General features: G+C 40.2%; 19 protein-coding genes, 1 other RNA gene and 2 pseudogenes. 7 read left to right on the forward strand and 15 right to left on the reverse strand.

Annotated elements, in window-relative coordinates; genetic code table 11:
• Positions 1-1,204: 1,204 nt before the first annotated feature.
• Entirely contained in the window at positions 1,205-2,353 is a 1,149-nt protein-coding gene (mutY, locus tag G574_RS0109985; protein ID WP_029692072.1) for an A/G-specific adenine glycosylase, read from the forward strand.
• Positions 2,354-2,384: 31 nt separating this feature from the next.
• Here the strand turns inward: mutY and G574_RS0109990 are convergent, their stop codons facing one another.
• The 12 genes and pseudogenes from G574_RS0109990 to G574_RS0110040 all read right to left on the reverse strand — a co-directional run bounded on the left by G574_RS0109990 (position 2,385) and on the right by G574_RS0110040 (position 9,268).
• Positions 2,385-3,023 carry an HAD family hydrolase gene (locus G574_RS0109990; RefSeq protein WP_029692073.1) on the reverse strand — a complete coding sequence of 213 codons (639 nt, stop codon included), beginning with the start codon at positions 3,021-3,023 and terminating at the stop codon, positions 2,385-2,387.
• Positions 3,024-3,153: 130 nt separating this feature from the next.
• Positions 3,154-3,471: a thioredoxin gene (trxA, locus tag G574_RS0109995; RefSeq protein ID WP_029692074.1), complete on the reverse strand. Its 318-nt coding sequence runs from the start codon at positions 3,469-3,471 to the stop codon at positions 3,154-3,156.
• 106 nt (positions 3,472-3,577) lie between these two features.
• A pseudogene (locus tag G574_RS11015) lies at positions 3,578-4,219 on the reverse strand (oxidoreductase).
• Complete coding sequence (locus G574_RS11935; RefSeq protein WP_281167106.1) at positions 4,216-4,542, reverse strand: oxidoreductase; 327 nt, start codon at positions 4,540-4,542, stop codon at positions 4,216-4,218. Before G574_RS11935 ends, G574_RS11015 begins: the two are co-directional and overlap by 4 nt.
• A gap of 293 nt (positions 4,543-4,835) precedes the next feature.
• A pseudogene (locus tag G574_RS11020) lies at positions 4,836-5,277 on the reverse strand (phage tail protein).
• Between the two features lie 55 nt (positions 5,278-5,332).
• The gene (locus G574_RS0110010; protein ID WP_029692075.1) at positions 5,333-5,701 is read right to left on the reverse strand and encodes a VOC family protein; all 369 of its coding nucleotides are present in this window, start codon (positions 5,699-5,701) and stop codon (positions 5,333-5,335) included.
• A gap of 11 nt (positions 5,702-5,712) precedes the next feature.
• The gene (locus G574_RS0110015) at positions 5,713-6,156 is read right to left on the reverse strand and encodes a VOC family protein (RefSeq protein ID WP_029692076.1); all 444 of its coding nucleotides are present in this window, start codon (positions 6,154-6,156) and stop codon (positions 5,713-5,715) included.
• 82 nt (positions 6,157-6,238) lie between these two features.
• Positions 6,239-6,745 (reverse strand): phosphatase PAP2 family protein, encoded by a 507-nt coding sequence (locus G574_RS0110020; RefSeq protein WP_029692077.1) that lies wholly within the window; start codon positions 6,743-6,745, stop codon positions 6,239-6,241.
• A 1-nt stretch (position 6,746) separates the two neighbouring features.
• Positions 6,747-7,304, reverse strand: a complete 558-nt coding sequence (locus G574_RS0110025) for a DUF1697 domain-containing protein (RefSeq protein ID WP_029692078.1) — start codon at positions 7,302-7,304, stop codon at positions 6,747-6,749.
• A 53-nt stretch (positions 7,305-7,357) separates the two neighbouring features.
• Complete coding sequence (locus G574_RS0110030; protein ID WP_029692079.1) at positions 7,358-7,576, reverse strand: DUF4649 family protein; 219 nt, start codon at positions 7,574-7,576, stop codon at positions 7,358-7,360.
• Between the two features lie 9 nt (positions 7,577-7,585).
• Entirely contained in the window at positions 7,586-7,942 is a 357-nt protein-coding gene (locus G574_RS0110035; protein ID WP_029692080.1) for a DUF2200 domain-containing protein, read from the reverse strand.
• A gap of 9 nt (positions 7,943-7,951) precedes the next feature.
• Positions 7,952-9,268 carry an FAD-containing oxidoreductase gene (locus tag G574_RS0110040; RefSeq protein ID WP_029692081.1) on the reverse strand — a complete coding sequence of 439 codons (1,317 nt, stop codon included), beginning with the start codon at positions 9,266-9,268 and terminating at the stop codon, positions 7,952-7,954.
• Positions 9,269-9,506: 238 nt separating this feature from the next.
• Here G574_RS0110040 and G574_RS0110045 point away from each other — a divergent pair, with 238 nt between their 5' ends.
• Both G574_RS0110045 and G574_RS0110050 read left to right on the forward strand, forming a co-directional pair.
• Entirely contained in the window at positions 9,507-10,010 is a 504-nt protein-coding gene (locus G574_RS0110045; protein ID WP_029692082.1) for a phosphatidylglycerophosphatase A family protein, read from the forward strand.
• A gap of 126 nt (positions 10,011-10,136) precedes the next feature.
• Positions 10,137-11,621: a DUF1846 domain-containing protein gene (locus G574_RS0110050; protein ID WP_029692084.1), complete on the forward strand. Its 1,485-nt coding sequence runs from the start codon at positions 10,137-10,139 to the stop codon at positions 11,619-11,621.
• Positions 11,622-11,662: 41 nt separating this feature from the next.
• On the opposite strand, the gene G574_RS0110055 is transcribed toward G574_RS0110050, so the two are convergent.
• A complete protein-coding gene (locus G574_RS0110055; protein WP_029692085.1) occupies positions 11,663-12,190 on the reverse strand; it encodes a YbaK/EbsC family protein in 528 nt (175 codons plus the stop codon).
• 12 nt (positions 12,191-12,202) lie between these two features.
• Complete coding sequence (locus G574_RS0110060) at positions 12,203-14,542, reverse strand: endonuclease MutS2 (RefSeq protein ID WP_029692086.1); 2,340 nt, start codon at positions 14,540-14,542, stop codon at positions 12,203-12,205.
• A 112-nt stretch (positions 14,543-14,654) separates the two neighbouring features.
• On the opposite strand from G574_RS0110060, the gene G574_RS0110065 reads away from it, so the two are divergent.
• The 4 genes from G574_RS0110065 (at position 14,655) to galU (ending at position 17,800) form a co-directional block, all read left to right on the forward strand.
• Entirely contained in the window at positions 14,655-14,957 is a 303-nt protein-coding gene (locus G574_RS0110065) for a hypothetical protein (RefSeq protein WP_029692088.1), read from the forward strand.
• A complete protein-coding gene (locus tag G574_RS0110070; protein WP_029692089.1) occupies positions 14,954-15,502 on the forward strand; it encodes a CvpA family protein in 549 nt (182 codons plus the stop codon). The genes G574_RS0110065 and G574_RS0110070 overlap by 4 nt, the downstream gene beginning before the upstream one ends.
• Before the next feature lie 346 nt (positions 15,503-15,848).
• Entirely contained in the window at positions 15,849-16,874 is a 1,026-nt protein-coding gene (locus G574_RS0110075) for an NAD(P)H-dependent glycerol-3-phosphate dehydrogenase (protein ID WP_029692090.1), read from the forward strand.
• A 14-nt stretch (positions 16,875-16,888) separates the two neighbouring features.
• Entirely contained in the window at positions 16,889-17,800 is a 912-nt protein-coding gene (gene galU / locus G574_RS0110080) for a UTP--glucose-1-phosphate uridylyltransferase GalU (RefSeq protein ID WP_170237031.1), read from the forward strand.
• Between the two features lie 273 nt (positions 17,801-18,073).
• Here galU and ffs read toward each other — a convergent pair.
• Positions 18,074-18,171: signal recognition particle sRNA small type (ffs, locus tag G574_RS11405), an RNA gene on the reverse strand.
• Between the last annotated feature and the right edge of the window lie 230 nt (positions 18,172-18,401).

Here is an 18,401-nt window from a genome sequence, read left to right on the forward strand (position 1 = left end):
AGCCAGGATCAAACTCTCATTAAAATTTTAAGTTCGAGCTGCGCTCAGTCAGTTATTAGCTGACTTATTGTTTTTTCTTGACAGGTTACTTCCGTAACCCGCACGTTTGGTTTCTTTATCCAGTTTTCAAAGGTCTTTGTCCCCCACTTGCGAGACAACTTCTATATTCTAGCAACTCAACCGGTGATTGTCAATAACTTTTTTGACTTTTTTCAGAAAAAAATTGTGACAGCTCACATATCGAACTAGCAACTTTTATATCTTACACCATACATTTTTAGTTGTCAACTATTTTTTCGGAAAATTGATATCTGGTTGACGAAAATATAAACGTTTAGCCGCTCCAAGGATTCATGTTCACAATGATTTCTATCGGAGAGACTATTAAAACAGATTTTGTCACCAACTAAAAAGATACCCACTGCACGCTTGAAGGTATCTTTCTAGAATGAATACGTAAAATATTTTTCTAAAATACATTACTCCTTTCTGTTAACACTATCTTCATAAGGAGTACATAACGTCGTTACTGTTTATGTTTACTTTGTATTTTTTATACTGAATAATATTTCCCTCCTTTAACATATTAGCTAAAGGAAATATCTCCATTCTTATAGCGACTCACATTTAACTTTAACATCGCTCACCTCGTCTTCTTTTCAAAGCACTAACCTGAGTACCAATATTAAATCAAATACTGTAAAGGAATTCGGTGTTCCTTCTGAAACTTAAAACATTCTACTTAATGGGTTATGTCAATTCTATAATATAGCAGTGTTTACAACTAACTATTATCATTGGAGCTCTCCTTAGGCTAGGTCACAGACCCACTGAGTGTCTCCATTTTTATATCGTCCTACATTATATTTCAGCATGAGAATTACCTCCCGTTTAAAGTAAGTTCTAGAAACTTCATTACAAAAACTCTGGCCAATTCTATACTTATGTTTTTTAGTGATCACTGTTTTTTCATAATGTAAAGTGTCAAAAATCTTGCCTATTATCACTTCTGTGCAAAACTTCTAAATATCACCGTTTTTATACCGTGCGACATATGGTTTCATCATAAGATTTCCTCCTATAAGTACGTTACTTCTGTCATCCTTTCTATATATTCATTATAATGTATGCGCTTTCTTTTGTCAACAAAAATGTTTAACTTCTTATTTTGGTTTTCTTTGCTCTTGTTTGCTAAAATACCTATATGTTAGATTTAAAAGATTATGGTATTGAGATGTGGGATAAGGAAAAAATTGCCTCTTTTCGTCGCACACTCTTAGCTTGGTATGATCAAGAAAAAAGAGATTTACCTTGGCGGCGAACAAGTAATCCCTACTATATCTGGATTAGTGAAATTATGTTGCAACAGACTCAGGTTAGCACAGTTATTCCTTACTATGAACGGTTTTTAGATTGGTTCCCAATGGTTGAGGATTTAGCCAATGCTCCCGAAGAAAAATTACTAAAGGCTTGGGAAGGATTAGGCTACTATTCTCGAGTGCGCAATATGCAAAAGGCTGCCCAACAAGTCATGACTGATTTCAATGGAAACTTTCCCTCTACTTATGAAGATATTGCTTCTTTAAAAGGGATTGGACCCTATACGGCAGGTGCTATAGCAAGCATTGCTTTTAATCTACCTGAGCCTGCGGTCGACGGTAATGTCATGCGTGTTACGGCTAGGCTTTTTGAGATTGATTATGACATCGGTGACCCTAAGAATCGAAAAATTTTCCAAGCCATTATGGAAATCTTAATCGATCCTGAGCGACCTGGTGATTTTAATCAGGCATTGATGGATTTAGGGACTGATATCGAATCTGCCAAAAAACCACGTCCTGATGAATCGCCTATACGTTCCTTTAATGCAGCTTATCTCAATGGGACCTATGACAAGTATCCCATCAAATTACCAAAGAAAAAACCAAAACCTCTGGAAATTCATGCTTTTATCATTCGTAATCAAGAGGGTGAATTACTCCTAGAGAAAAGCATGCAAGGACGTTTGCTGGCCGGTTTTTGGTCATTCCCACTAATGGAAACCTCTTTTATCGGACAACAGACTAGTCTTTTTGAGGACGATCAAACACTTTTGGAAACCTATTCCAAAAAAGACAATTTTGAAGAAACTTATGCTTGTAAGCCAACTTGGACAAATCGCACGTTTAAGCAAGTCAAACATACCTTTAGTCATCAAAAATGGACCATGACCTTGTTTGAGGGTTTTCTTAATAAGGATGACTTAACTTTAAATGAACACCTGCATTGGGTTAAACTAGATGATTTAAACAGCTATCCTATAGCAACACCACAGAAAAAGATGTTATCAGAATACTTAAATAATAATGGATAAACAAACAGCCCTTCATCAGAAAGGCTGTTTTCTATTTGAGAAAATCGAATACTTGGTCCAGCTTTTCAATCATTTCATCTGCCTGACTTTGATCGACTCCAAAACGCTCATCTTTGAGAGCAATAACTTTTAAGCCTGCTCTTTTGCCTGCTTCTATCCCTTTTTGGCTATCTTCAATAACAAGAACTTCTGATTTTTCAAGGTCTAGTTGAGCCACAGCTGCTTCATAAATAGCTGGATTTGGCTTGCTTTCTGGAAAATCTTCACCAGATAAAATAAACTCAAAGGCATGCTGCAACTTGGACTCTTTCAAGGCGCGTTCGATGTCCACCATAGCTGAGCTTGAAGCTAGAGCTAAACGATAGCCCTTTACTTTTAAGTCATTAATGACAGATTTGACGTCAGTCATAATCAAATCTTGATAAGGCGCTGGATTGGCAAGTTTATAAGCCATATAGGCCTGTTCTAGCTCACAAATATCCCATTTCTTATAGTCTTCTCCAAGCACTAACTGCCAAGTTTGTTTGACATTGCCGCCAATAAAATCTTTTGGAGCTAAGTGGCTAATATCAATTCCTTGCTCATGTAAAAACTTCTGGCGTCTTTTAAAATAAAAGAGCTCTGTATCAAACAAAACACCATCCATGTCAAAAATAAGTGCTGTTATCATGGTCATCTCTCCTTAGTGGTCATTGTAGCATCATTAGCTACTTGATCTTGAAAATCCTTACGAATAAGGAAAAAGAAGTTGGAATCTCGTTTTCCAGCTTCTTTTTCCTGTCTTGGTACCTAGGTTCTTGTTATACACTCAATTCAGCCACAATGGCTTTGATTTGATCTTTGGTATGAACACCTGCTACTTGCTTGACAACCTCACCGTCTTTTTTGAAAAGTAGGGTTGGGATAGACATGATGCCAAATGATTGTGCCGTGTTTGGGTTTTCATCAACATCGATTTTAACAATCTTGAGCTCTTCGTCATCAAATTCTTCTGAAAGTTGCTCAAGAATAGGTGCTTGCATCAGACATGGACCACACCATGTTGCCCAAAAATCAACTAATACTAAGCCTTCTGCCGTTTCTTGCTCAAATGTTTTATCTGTTACAACTTGAGTCATAAGTAATACCTTTCCTTTCTTAGAAAATTACCAGGTAAGTTTCTATCAACTATTTCTAAAGTCATTGTAACGAATTTCAACCATGAATACAACTAATTGCTACGCTTTACCGAACCTGTCCACGTTGATAAGAATTATTGTAAACTTTACATTGATGATCATGAAGTATTTCTGCTGCTTCAGCTAACCAATTCGTATTACGAATGAGGCCTCGACCGACCTGGATCAAGTCTGCTTGTTGATTTTGCAAAAGGTATTCTGCTAACTCAGGACTATTCAGTAGACCAACTGCGATAACAGGAATGTTAAGCGACTCTTTCATTTTAGCGGTAAAGGGTGCCTGATAGCCACCATGAATCGGAATGTTTAGGCGAACATTCATAAGACCTCCTGTAGAAATGTCCAACCAAGCCACCCCAAGTTCCTCTAATCAACGACCGATTTGTTGGTAATCTTCTAGTGTATTTTGCACACCCGTTTCATCATAAGCTGTTACCGATAAGCGCACCCAAATGGGTTTTGAAAAGATAGCTTTAATACTTTCAATAATTTCTTTCAAAAAACGAAAACGATTTTCTAATGTGCCTCCATAACTATCTGAGCGGTGATTAGTTTGAGGTTCTAAAAATTGATTTATCAAATAGCCATGAGCACCATGGAGTTCAATCATATCATAGCCAGCTTGATCAGCTCGTCTAGCAGTGGCAACAAAACCTTCTTTGATACGTTCAATATCAGCCTGCGTCATTTCTCGAGGCTTTTTGTAATCTGAGCTATAAGCAATTGCACTAGGGCTATAGGATCCTTGGCATCGATCGATTTACGACCACCATGTCCCAGCTGAATACCAACTTGAGCTTCTAAAACATGTAAATCAGCTACCATCTGGCTCATAGAATGACCTTGCGCATCTGTCCAAATACCTAAGTCTTTGTTGGTCAAACACCCATCTGGCTCTATAGCGGTCGCCTCTTGGATGATTAGGCCGACACCAGCAATAGCACGCGCTCCGTAATGTGCTTTATGAAAAGCTGTGGAAGCCCGTCTTCTTGATGGACTTCGTACATACACATAGGGGCATAACCACGCGATTTTTGAGAGATAATCCAGCAATGTCAACTGGAGATAGTAATAAAGACATCCGCAAACTCCATTTCTAATGTAACATTTGCCATTATTTTAGCATAAGAAGGAAGTCGGGGCAAAAGTCAAAAATCTCTTTACAGCACTCACAGCAATAGCCCGGCGCAAAGTAGATGTAAGAAAACTCGGGAAGGTATTTGAAGTTGAAGGTCTATCTTGCACAAACAGTCTCCTGATCTGCTCCTAAATAAAAAACCTGCATGACACTGATTTTTTTATGATCATACTAAGTTAAGCCATTGTTTGATACGTGCTTCTTGATCGCTCTTAATCGTAAAGTAGGAACCACGAATGGTCCCAGCTAATTTAGATTTTTGACGGGCAAACTTGAAACAGCCTTCTAATTCTTCTGGAATAGCCATACCATCCGACAATTTTAATCCCACTGCTCATTTTTTAGGATTATTTAGTTCGTAAAGAACATTAATAGCAAGCCCGTCCTCATAAAAAATGTGTCCAAATAATCTGAGCCTATTCTAGATAATTAAGAGAAACTTCTAAGGGGGTTGCTTTAAAGACCAGATCACGCTCTTCTTTCAAGAGAGCATCAATATCCGACAGCAATTCAGGAACCTCTGAGGCTGGCTTTGTGGCAAAGGTCACTTTAAATTTATTCCAAAAATAACGGGCCTCATTGGCACGAAATCCAGCTAGAGCAGACACAACTGGAGAGCTCTACTGTCCTTGCGTTGATACATTTTTAAAGTCTATGATCATCTTAGACTCCCTTTACTGCGAAGTATAAACCACTTGGGCTGGCAAAATTAAAATTAAGGAAGGGTTCTTGATTCAGTGGGCTACAAGTATCCGTTAAACCTGAGATACGCTCGTGAAGCTTTTCAATAGCGTCTGATTCAAAAAGAAGGCTGGGAATATGATCCAACACTTCAGGAGATACTTGTTTGATGAATGCTTTATCATAGACGGTAATGGTTGTTGTAGCTTGCTCATGATTTTTCATATCAAAAGTTTCAAAATCCATAACTTGTGACTCTGAAACAATGATAAACCCTGCAGCTTGCCAAAAAGCCTTTTCAGCAACCACATCATCTACATAGAGCATGAGTCCCAATTCTTTCGTAAACATCAACTAACCTCCTAGTCAAAACCAACAGTTTCTGATACAAACCCCGGAATATCCGTATTGATTTGCCATGTCATGCCAAATTGGTCAACCACGATAGCATAGGCTGGACTCCATGGCGTTTCTTGCAAAGCCATATCTATGCGTTTAGCTTTCTCAGATAATTTATCGTAGAGCACTTTAGCTTCCGCCGCATCGTCCAACTGGATACAGGCTGTCATGTTAGTTCCCTCAACATAAGGGTGATCAGAACCGTTATCCGATAGCTGCAGACGAATACCATCGATATTAAGACTAGCATTTAAAACGAGGTCCTTGTTTTCTTCTGGAGTATCCGGAATAGCTTGACCAAAGGTCGTACAGGAAATCACCTGAGCGTCGAAAACGTCTTTGTAAAAGGCAACAGCGTCAAGGCCGTTGTTGTTTGTAACGAGATATAATTCTAATGCTTTAATCATTTTGATCCTCTTTTTTAGTGATGTCTAATCATAGCATTAAGTCTAACCATATCGCAAGAAATAGAGCTTGACTATGCTTTTTTTAGGAGACCAGGTTAAAAAAGAGTAAAATACCGAAGAGAATACCTAAAGCAAAACCAACTAAAACATCTTTTGGATAATGAACACCACCCAGAACACGACACAAGGCTAATCCTGCTGACAGTACCAGTAAAAGAAGGCCCAGCCATATCGACTGCACTAAAAAACACATGCTAATCATGGTCGCCGAAAAGACATGTCGACTCGGAAAAGACTCGCCTTCTCCATGTCGCGTCATTAAAGGACTAGTATGCCATCTTTCATAGGGACGTGGTTGATTACGCCACTTCCGAAAGATGGAGACAAGACTGAAAGCTATCCCAGGAATGACAATGCTTTTTCCTAAGTCCTCGGATTGCCCCAAATAAAGATAAACCAATAAACAGGGGTACAAAACATACATGATCTTAGTTATAAACCAATTGTAAGCAATCATTAAGCGCTTAAAACTAGGGTGTTGCGCAAAAAAACGCTCAATGCCTCGATAAAAGATTTCATAATTTTTCACATTAGTCTCCAAAATGTTCCAAGTAATCCTCTGCTATTGCCACTAGTTTTTCAAAAGTATTGCCATTTCGTACCGTGACTTTACTGTAAATTTGTGGTTTTGCCGACATCTTACCATACATGCTCTTGCTAAAGGCTTTTTTAGGGCAAGTCCAAAAGATGACCTGATCTCCAGCGAATACCTTTTCGATATCTGGTTGGGGAACAGGCATCATTTGGATCACATCTTGAGGTAACCAAGGATCAATGGTAAAGATAGCATTGTGTTTAGCACTTGAGTCCTTATTAAACCATTCGGGAATCTGTTTATTCATGCTTAAAAGGGCGTGTAAGGAAATCACCTGACAAGAGACGGCCATGTGAAAATGGTCTAATATGAGTTTCTGACAAAAGAACTGGAGCTCTTCTTCATCAGATCGCAAGAAGACATTGCCAGAATTAATATAGGTTTTGACATCCAGACAGCCCACTTTCTCCAGCAGTTCTTTCAGTTCCCCCATAGATAGACGCTTTTTCCCACCAACATTGATGCCACGCAATAATAACAGAGAGGTTTTCATATGCTTATTTTATCAAAAAACTCACCTAGGTAAACTAGGTGAGCCTCTTTTTATCAGTATTGAGTGAGATCCTGCTTGAGTAAAAAATGGTAAATATTGCCATAAAGTCCAGTATAGTGGAGATCATGACTATTAATCGTAACTTTAGTTGCTTGGAAATGGTCTGGGATATCATGCCAACAGGATTGTTGCGACAGAACGAAGGTGTCGTAGCTGTCAAAGGTGACTTGTTGTGGTCGGTTTACCCCATCAATATAATCAATCACAATCATAGCAGCCTCCTAGGACTCATATTTATCAAATACTTGCTGAGGTGTTTCCCCCTTAGCGATCCAATCCACTAACTTATCCAAACGTCTGATTTCCTGCATGAGAGGATCTTCTAAGGCTTCAATTTGAACGCCACAGATCTTACCTGTGATATTGTTCCGACTGGGATTGTAGTTAGGTGCTTTTCGGAAGAAATCACCATAAGTCAAGTCAGTGTCATTTAAATCTGCGATTTCTGCTGGTGAATAGCCTGTTAGCCAAGCCGTTACTTGATCTACATCAGATCTTGTTTGACCTTTTCGCTCAGCCTTTGCTACCAAGGCACTATAAACACTGCAAAAACTCATATCATAAAGACGATGAGACATGTTTTTCTCCTAAACGTTAAAGACATCGTTCAAGTTTTCAGCCATGGTTGGGTGTGTGAAAACTTGATTTTTGAGGTAAGTATAAGGAACCTTATTATCCATGGCCAGTTTAATCAGGTTAATAATTTCTTCAGAATTGGCACCAAAAAGGGTAGCGCCTAGAATTTCCTTGGTCTCTGTATTGACAATCACTTTGTAGAGACCACGAAGATCATTATTGACATGACCGCGAGGCATATTGGCGACAGGTAAGGTATTGGCCTTGTAAGGAAGGCCTTGCTCAGACGCTTGGGCTTCTGTTAAACCAACTTGTGCTAAGGCAGGTCTAATGAAAAGGGTTGTTGGGACATTGATACGGTCGCTACGCTTATAGTCGCCATTGCCAGTCAATTTACCAAAAACAATACGGAAGTCATCAAGGGAGGTGTAGGTAAACTGGAGTCCACCGTTAACATCACCAACCGCATAAACACCTGGAACACTTGATTCCAAGTAGTCATCAACCTCAATGGCACCACGATCTGTGACCTTAATGTCAGTGTTCTCTAACCCTAAATCATCAGTTGCCGGTTTACGCCCCAGTGCATAAAGCACAGCATCATAGCTATCTTCTTGACCATTTGCTGTGACAACAACGGTTTCGCCTTCATTTCTGAGTGATTCAACTGAGCTAGAGACACGAATAGTCACGCCATCAGCTTCCAAATACTCCTGTGCAAGGGCAGCTACTTCTGGCTCATAACGTCCCAAAAGCTTCGGAGAATTTTCATAAACCGTTACCTGACTGCCCAAATTCGCATACAGGTTAGCAAATTCAAGACCAATATTGCCGCCCCCAATAATCGCTAAACGGTCTGGTACCTTATCCAAGGATTGAATACCTGTACTGTCAAAGACATGCTCGCTCTCTAGCAGACCTGGAATAGGGAAGCTATTCGAGACAGCGCCTGTATTAATGACAATAGTTTCTGCTGTCAAATACTCTTTATCTTGTCCCATACTGATTTCGATGATTTTATTGTCCGTAAAGCGGGCACGCGCATTGTAAAGGTCTGCACCTGAGTTGACGAGGGTTTGCTCATTTTTGTGGTTAAGGCGTGTTACGACTGCTTCTTTCAGCGCCATAGCATCTTGGAAAGAGAGACCTTCCTCAGCGGCATGAATGAGCGTTTTTGTAGGGATACAAGCGATATTAATGCAGGTTCCACCATACATTTTGGCATCTTCTTCAATCAGTGCTACTTTTTTACCTAAACTAGCCATTTTACCTGCCAGTGTTTTTCCAGCTTTGCCAAAACCCATCACAATCAAGTCATAAGTTAACATATCTTTTTCTCCTTGCTCTATTTCTGATAATTCTAGGATAGCACTTTCACTAGGATGTGTCAGAAATGAGCTACACAAAAGAAAATGTTTCCTTTTTCAGACACCATAGTTGACAATAGAGCTGATTTCTGACTTACTAGTAAGTAAGTCAGAAAAATAATTTTTCGCAGTGACTGCTATTTTGGAAAATATCTGTCTAAGCCAGATGTTATGTCATAGCATAGAAAGTAGGAATTTTATGAAAACTACCCAACAACTCCACGATAAGGCTTGTCAGCTCTTGACTGAACGCGGTGTCAGCATCGATGACATTGCTGACTTGGTGCTACACTTGCAAACACCTTATATTCCTCATTTGACCATGGAAGAGGCCGTTGAGAGTGTGCACTCTGTCCTACGCAAACGCGAGGTGCAAAACGCTATTATCACTGGTGTCGAGCTAGATAGGCTGGCTGAGGAAAAGCAACTCTCTCAACCACTCAATGATATTTTGACCAGCGACGAGGGACTCTATGGTATTGACGAAATCTTGGGATTAGCCATCGTCAACCTCTATGGATCTATTGGGTTTACTAACTATGGCTATCTGGACAAGGTCAAGCCCGGCGTCATTAAAAAATTGGACAGCAAAATCGGTTCGCAGTGCCACACCTTCTTAGATGACATTGTCAGTGCTATCGCAGCTGCCGCTGCTAGTCGTATTGCCCATAATGAGCCTGAGAAAAGCAGACTGACCCAGTAAAAGTATTAAAAAACAATTATCGCCTAACACCTCAAGTCAGGCGATTTTTCTTTTTTCAAAAATAACCTGCTATTGGCGGCTATTTTTTGGTATAATTAGCTTTTTAAAGGAGGAAGGATACCCTACATGAAGAAACAAGCTTTTGATTCTGAAAAATATTTGAATTTGCAACGCGATCACATTCTAGAGCGTATCAATCAATTTGAAGGCAAGCTGTATTTAGAATTTGGTGGCAAGATGTTGGAAGATTTTCACGCAGCTCGTGTGCTTCCTGGCTATGAGCCTGATAATAAGATCAAACTGCTTCAAGAACTCAAAGATCAGGTTGAAATCGTCATCGCTATTAACGCTAACAATATCGAGCACTCAAAAGCACGTGGAGATTTGGGGATTTCCTACGATCAAGAGGTTTTTCGTTTAATAGATAAATTCAAAGATCTCAATATCTATGTGGGTTCTGTTGTTGTAACTCAGTATACTGGGCAAGCGGCTGCCGATGCCTTTCGTAAAGAGCTGGAAAAACACGGCATCGCCTCTTACCTCCATTACCCAATTAAAGGTTATCCAACAGACATGGACCACATCATTTCTTCGGAAGGTATGGGAAAAAATGATTACATCCAAACAAGTCGCAACCTCGTTGTCGTCACTGCTCCTGGTCCCGGTTCTGGTAAATTGGCTACCTGCATGTCCAACCTTTATCACGATCAAATCAACGGGGTAACATCAGGTTATGCCAAGTTTGAAACCTTCCCGGTTTGGAATCTGCCACTCCACCACCCCGTCAACTTGGCTTACGAGGCAGCAACCGCTGACTTAGATGATGTTAACATGATTGACCCCTTCCACTTGGAAACTTATGGTAAAACAACGGTTAACTATAACCGCGACATCGAAATTTTTCCTGTGCTTAAACGCATGCTTGAGCGGATTCTAGGCGAATCTCCTTACGCATCACCTACGGATATGGGGGTTAACATGGTCGGTTTCTCTATCGTTGACGAAGAAGCTGCCATTGAGGCGTCCAAGCAGGAAATCATTCGCCGCTATTATCAAACTGTCGTTGAAGCTAAAGCTGAACGCGTTCCAGCAACGGCTGTGCAAAAGATTGAATTGCTCATGAACGATATTAGTGTCATCCCCGCTGACCGAAAAGTTGCCGTGATTGCTAAAGAAAAAGCCGAGCTAACTGGCGATGCTGCCCTAGCCTTGGAATTACCGACTGGTGATATTGTGACTGGTAAAACCTCTGAACTCTTTGGGCCATCGGCTGCCGTTATCATCAATGCGATTAAAACATTAGCAGGTATTGACAAGGCAACTCATTTGATTGGGGCAGACTATGTCAAACCTATTCAAAATTTGAAGATTAATCATCTTGGTAGTAAAAATCCTCGTCTTCATTCTAATGAAATTCTCATGGCACTTGCTATTACCGCTATGACAAACGATGATGCTAAAAAAGCTATGGAGCAATTAGGCAAGCTAAAAGGAAGCGAAGTGCATTCAACCGTGATCCTACCTGAAGAAGATAAAAATGTCTTTAGAAAATTAGGTATCAATGTTACCTTTGACCCTGTTTACTCGCAAAATAAACTCTACCGAAAATAAGCAAAAAATGACTTAAGCCTAGGCTCAAGTCATTTTTCTTATCATTTAGCCAAATCTTCAACAACCTGAATATTTGGTAAGCTTGCTAATAACTGAGTTGGAATCAGAAGTTTTGATTGAACAAACCCTCCTCCCACAACTACTTGGTCTTTCTCTAAAATTTGACTATCCATTAAAATAAGCCAATCTGATGGAAGTCCTACTGGCGTAATAGACCCAAATTCCATTTTAGTTGCCTCAAGGACCCAGTTTAGATCAGCGAATCCAACTTTAGAAGCACCCAAAGGACGTTTTACAGTTGCGTTTGTCTTAGCTTTTTTCCCATAAGGAACTAAAAGTGCTGCATAATACTTATCTTCTCCTCTACTACCTTCGACAACTAAACAATTTAGCATCTCTTCATAATCAATTCCGTACTCTCTGTTTAAACTTTCATCATCTGCAAAGTCTGGATTAATTTCAGCCACCTTAATATTACTATCGGTATCATGCTGTTTTATGTAATCAAAAACCACTTTAGGAATAAGATTCTTATTGGTTTCATTTATATCATTGAATGTTAAGGTCATTTGTTCCCTCCTTTATCCCAAATTAGCAATGGTGCAGCCTGATCCTCCGGCGTTCTGCGGGGCGTAGCCAAAGCTTTTGACATGTTTGTTACGTCGAAGATATTTGGTGACGCCTTCACGAATGACACCTGTACCAATACCGTGTACGATATCTACTTGCCCCATGTTGTTTAAGAGCGCTTGATCAATAAAAGCATCTAACTCTTGCATAGCCTCTTCGTAACGTTTACCACGTAAATCTAGACGAGCACGTGGAACTCCGCCCGATGTCTTGGTTTTTTTGACCACTGATACCTGTTTCTTCTTAGGTTTTTGGGCTTCTTCTTGGACTTTGACTAGATTAAATTCATCTTCCTTAAGAGTCATCTTAATCAAGCCGACCTGTGCCTCCCAAGTCTTATCCTTGACTTGTCGGGTAAGGGTTCCACGTTGCCCATAGGCTGTCACTATGATATCATCACCCACACGCGGAGCTCTGAGTTTCTTAGCTTTTTTCAAAACCTTGTTCTTAGACAAATCAACCTGTGGGGCTAACTTCTTCAAATCTGCTTTGGCTTCAATGATTTCATGCGGTTTCAACTCAGCTTTAGCATGTAGATTTTTAAGGATACGATCACTTTCTTCCAAGGCTTGGTCTACAATATCACGCGCTTCTGCCTGAGCCTTTTCTAGCTCACGATCACGTTCATGAGAGAAGTCATTGTAAAGTTTTTTAACCGCGCGATTAAACTTGAGGTTTTCTTGTTCTACTTCTTTGATGTGATCCAAACGTTTTCTGGTCTCAAGGGTTTGGGACTCCAACTCTGAGATAATCCGATTAACATCACCATCAGAATCAATCATGTTTTCAGCATCTGCTACAATCACTTCTGACAAACCTAGCCTACGGGCAATCTCAAAGGCATTGGAGCGTCCAGGAACTCCCTGCATAAAGCGATAAGTTGGACTCAAAGTTGCTGTGTCAAATTCCATACTGGCATTTTCCACAAACTTGGTTTCAATACCGTAAGCCTTGAGTTCTGGATAATGAGTTGTCGCCAGGGTTTTGATCTGACTGAGACGCAAATGCTCTAAAATAGCTATGGCAAGACTAGCACCTTCTTGAGGATCCGTTCCTGCGCCTAATTCGTCAAAGAGCACCAAGGAATCCTGATCAGAGGCCTCCAATATCTCCACAATATGGGTCATGTGACTAGAGAAAGTGGATAGGCTTTGTTCTATAGACTGTTCGTCACCAATATCCGCAAAAATCTCCTTAAAGACCGCAACTTTAGAGCCTTTATCCGCTAAAATCGGCAGACCAGATTGGGCCATTAATTGCGCTAAACCCAGAGTTTTAAGCATGATGGTCTTACCACCTGTGTTGGGCCCCGTAATCACAATAGCCGTTAATTCTTTGGAAAAATGAAGACCGTTGGCAACTGGTTCTTTCAGTAAAGGGTGACACACGTTAATGAGGTTAATGCTTTTATCCCCTGAAATCTTAGGGATACTAGCCTTTTTCTCACGCATAAAAAGGTATTTGGCACGCACCAGATCCAAATGCCCAAGAATCCAAGCATTGTTACGAATGACAGCCGCATGTGGTCGCAAGAGATCCGACAGTCCATGGAGGATACGCGCTATTTCATGGCGCTCATCAGCTTGTAGCTGGGTAATGGTTTCATTAAGAGCGACAACTGCGCGTGGTTCAATATAGACTGTGTTACCTGAACTCGAAATATCGTGAACAACACCTGATAGGCGATGACGATAGGTATTTTTTACCGGAAGAACACTACGACCGTTTCGACTAGCGATTAAGTTCTCAGAGAGATAATCAGCCTGTTTCTTTAAAATATCTTGTAGCAGCTGACGCACCTGGCTCTCACTTGCTAGCAATTGACGACGGATAGTCCCCAACTCTGGACTTGCAAAATCCTCTAAGAAACCACCATCATTGATGGCTTGTAGACTGCCTTGCAACTGCGGTAAACCTACTAAAGTATCGAAGAGCCTCTTAAGGGCAGCGAGTTCCACATTTTCTAAATCTTGGTAAAACCGCCCCATGTCCGCAGTCACCGCCAAGATTTTTTTTATCGCTAATAATTCCGTAATATTGAGGTCTGCCTCTAACTCTAAGCGACGGACACTTTCCTTAATAGAAGTCAGACTCCCTAAGGCAAACTGATGGTTTTCCACAAAAATAGCAGACATCTCCTCCAGTTCTAGAAATTGCTCTCGAATCTTATCTGATTTGGTTATAGGCACTAACTGATTTATCTCTTCCAGACCTTGCTCTGTCTGCAAATATGGTAGGAATTGTTCCTTAACTTTGTCAAATTCTAACTGTTCTAAAATTCTTGTATTCATAAGCTTTATTATAGCACAATTCAAGACTTTCCTAAGCTTTGACCCCACTTACCTAAAAGCAGCATTTGGCTCAAAAAATAGCTTTATGCTATAATAGCAAGGAGGTATTGTCATGACAAAAAAGAATCGCTATAAATTTATTTTTGGGGATCGCCCCTTAACATTAACCACGGACAAAGATAATCTCTTCATGGAAGAAGTTGAACGGATCGCTAAAGAAAAATATGATGCTATCCGTGAAAAGTTACCGGAAGCCGACAATGAAATCCTAGCTATCTTACTAGCTATTAACGCTTTATCAACCCAACTAAGCCGTGAAATGGCTATGGCAGATATGGAGACTGAGTTAGCCCAGTTGAAGCATGAACTAGTCGATAAGGATGGCGCTGACCCTAAAGCAGAGGAGCAAGTATGATAACACTTCTCATTTTTCTTATTCTAGCTTGGAGTTTTTACATCGGTTATACTAGAGGGATTTTCTTGCAAGTTTTTTATCTGATAGGCAGTTTTGTTGCCCTAGCTATCGCTAAGGCTTATTATCAACCACTGGCTAAAATACTTTACATTTGGGTACCCTACGCTAACCCAACAGAAGGTGCCAATATTGCTTTCTTCAAAGATGTAAATCTCTTTTCACACGACCTCATTTTTTACGCCGGAGTAGCCTATTTAGGGATTTACACCCTTGCTTACGCTGGGGTTCGGCTCATTGGTATTTTATTACATCTAGCGCCACTGGATCGGTTTGATTCGCGTGGCACTAATATCGTGTCTGGTCTACTGTCTTGTCTCGTTGTTTGCTTAAGCCTTAGTATGGTGCTGATGATTTTGGCCACCATTCCTTTTGATAGCATCCAAACGACCCTTTCTAACAATCACATGACGCGCTTCTTTATTGAACAATTGCCATTTTTCTCATCCTATTTGAAAAATCTTTGGATCACTCAGATCCTTCCCTAAATAAAGAGGATTGATGGCATCAATTATACAAGCAACCTAGAATCAACGGTTTCATTGACCCGATCCTAGGTTTTTTTGGCGCCATGAGAACGCTTACTTTGAAAAGATTTGAAAGCATGCATTGCCTTCTTAATTGACCACACTGTTTTAAAGAGATTCAACACCTGATAACCTTCCATTGCCAGGAGATAAAAGTGTCTGTTAGGCTAACAAACGGTTCCCTAAATATAGAATATCGAAAGAGCATAAAAGCGTTTTTATGGTATAATAGTTAAGAATCACGAAAGTGGGCAGAGGGATCACCTTCTATGCATGAACCACTTTCATCACAAGTCAAGGAGTGATTATGTCGAAACAAAAAATTGCTGTATTAGGTCCTGGATCGTGGGGAACTGCATTGGCGCAAGTCCTTAATGACAATGGGCATGACGTTCGTATCTGGGGGAATATTACCGAACAGATTGACGAATTAAATCAAAAACATACCAATACCCGTTACTTTAAAGACATTACCTTAGATGAAAATATTGTTGCTTACCATGATTTAGCCGATGCCCTAAATGGTGTTGATGCTGTCCTTTTCGTAGTACCAACTAAGGTGACGCGTCTAGTGGCTAAGCAGGTTGCCGAAACATTGCAGCACAAGGTGACAGTGATGCACGCTTCAAAAGGCTTAGAACCAGGAACACATGAACGCCTATCAACGATTTTAGAAGAAGAAATTCCAAGTGAATTACGTTCAGAAGTGGTTGTCGTTTCCGGACCTAGTCATGCTGAAGAAACTATCGTCCGTGATATCACGCTCATTACAGCGGCATCCAAAGATATCGAATCTGCTAAGTACGTCCAAACCCTTTTTAGCAACCATTACTTCAGACTCTACACTAACACTGATGTCATCGGTGTTGAGACAGCTGGTGCACTGAAAAATATCATTGCTGTCGGCGCTGGTGCCCTACACGGACTCGGGTATGGTGACAATGCTAAAGCTGCTATCATCACACGTGGTCTAGCAGAAATTACACGCCTTGGTGTCGCCATGGGAGCTAGCCCTCTAACCTACAGTGGTCTTTCTGGAGTTGGCGACTTGATTGTAACAGGGACTTCTGTACACTCTCGTAACTGGCGCGCAGGCGATGCTCTTGGTCGTGGCGAAAAATTAGAAGATATCGAAAAAAACATGGGAATGGTTATTGAAGGTATCTCAACTACTAAAGTAGCCTATGAACTTGCTCAGGAATTGGATGTCTACATGCCAATCACAACAGCCATTTATCGCACTATCTATGAAGGAGCAGATATCAAAGAATCCATTCTTGATATGATGTCTAATGAATTCCGATCTGAAAATGAGTGGACTGACCATAATTAATGAAGAGGAGTTTTATGAATACAAAAGTGAGAAAAGCTGTCATTCCAGCAGCTGGTTTAGGAACACGATTTTTACCGGCAACTAAAGCATTAGCCAAAGAAATGCTCCCTATTGTTGATAAACCGACTATTCAGTTCATTGTTGAAGAGGCTTTAAAATCCGGTATCGAAGAGATCCTCGTCGTAACTGGTAAAGCCAAACGATCCATTGAGGATCACTTTGATTCTAACGTTGAATTAGAGCTTAATTTAGAAGAAAAAAATAAAAATGATCTTCTACAGCTAGTCAACGATACTACTGCTATCAACTTGCATTTTATTCGTCAAAGTCATCCACGTGGTTTAGGAGATGCCGTACTTCAAGCCAAGGCTTTTGTGGGTAACGAACCCTTCGTTGTCATGTTGGGAGACGATTTGATGGATATCACGGATGATCAAGCTGAACCATTGACACAACAACTCATCAATGATTTTGAACATACACACGCCTCTACGATCGCTGTCATGCCTGTTCCACATGAAGACGTTTCTGCTTATGGGGTTATCGCACCGCATAAAGAAGTTTCAGACGGTCTTTATAGTGTCGATGCCTTTGTTGAAAAACCCGCTCCTGAAGAAGCACCAAGTGATCTAGCTATTATTGGCCGCTACCTTCTTACTCCTGAAATTTTTAGTATTCTAGAAAAACAAGAACCTGGAGCAGGAAATGAAATTCAACTCACTGACGCCATTGATACTTTGAACAAAACACAACGTGTCTTTGCTCATGAATTCCGTGGCAATCGTTACGATGTCGGTGATAAATTTGGTTTTATGAAGACGTCTATTGACTATGCCCTCAAACATCCGCAAGTTAAAGATGATTTAAAACAATACATCATTGACTTAGGCAAACAACTAGAAGGCAAAACTTCTAGCGAATCATAAAAAGATAAGCTTCCTAATTTCCCTAAGACAAGCAGCCACTTAGTTGCTTGTCTTTTTTTATCTCATTTGCCATAGTCAGCTGGCTTATTTTATGATGGACTTAGGATTTTCTACTCATAACATTTAAAAAGAGATCCTAACCACTTGCCAACAGAAGCAATCTTAGTTGAAAATTTCAACAATGTTAAACCGATTCATATGATACGTATTTCCCCTATTTCCCAAAATCTCCACTGAAAAACCCTTTGAAACCGAGTTTTCAAAGGGTTTTTAAAATTTCATAAAAAAAGAGCACACACCTGACATCGCTTAGGGCTGCTGGATTCCTCCCCTGACCCACTTCACGCACAAGTGTTGCTCCACCTACTAGTATATCATATTTTTGACTTATTGCAAATGGCTCTTTTCTTCAGCTTCTTGGGATAATGTAGCGTTACAATAGATGTGAGACTTCTAGAAGTCAAAAAGAAGATTCCCTGATATGATAAGAGTACCACGACTCATCAAAAAGGAATCTTCTCATGACTAGTATATCACAAAATCTTCGCTATTTACCACATACTCTAGAAACACGTTACCACGCGGTTAAAACCTACCAAAA

The sequence above is a fragment of the Streptococcus hyovaginalis DSM 12219 genome (assembly GCF_000420785.1).
GTDB lineage: Bacteria > Bacillota > Bacilli > Lactobacillales > Streptococcaceae > Streptococcus > Streptococcus hyovaginalis.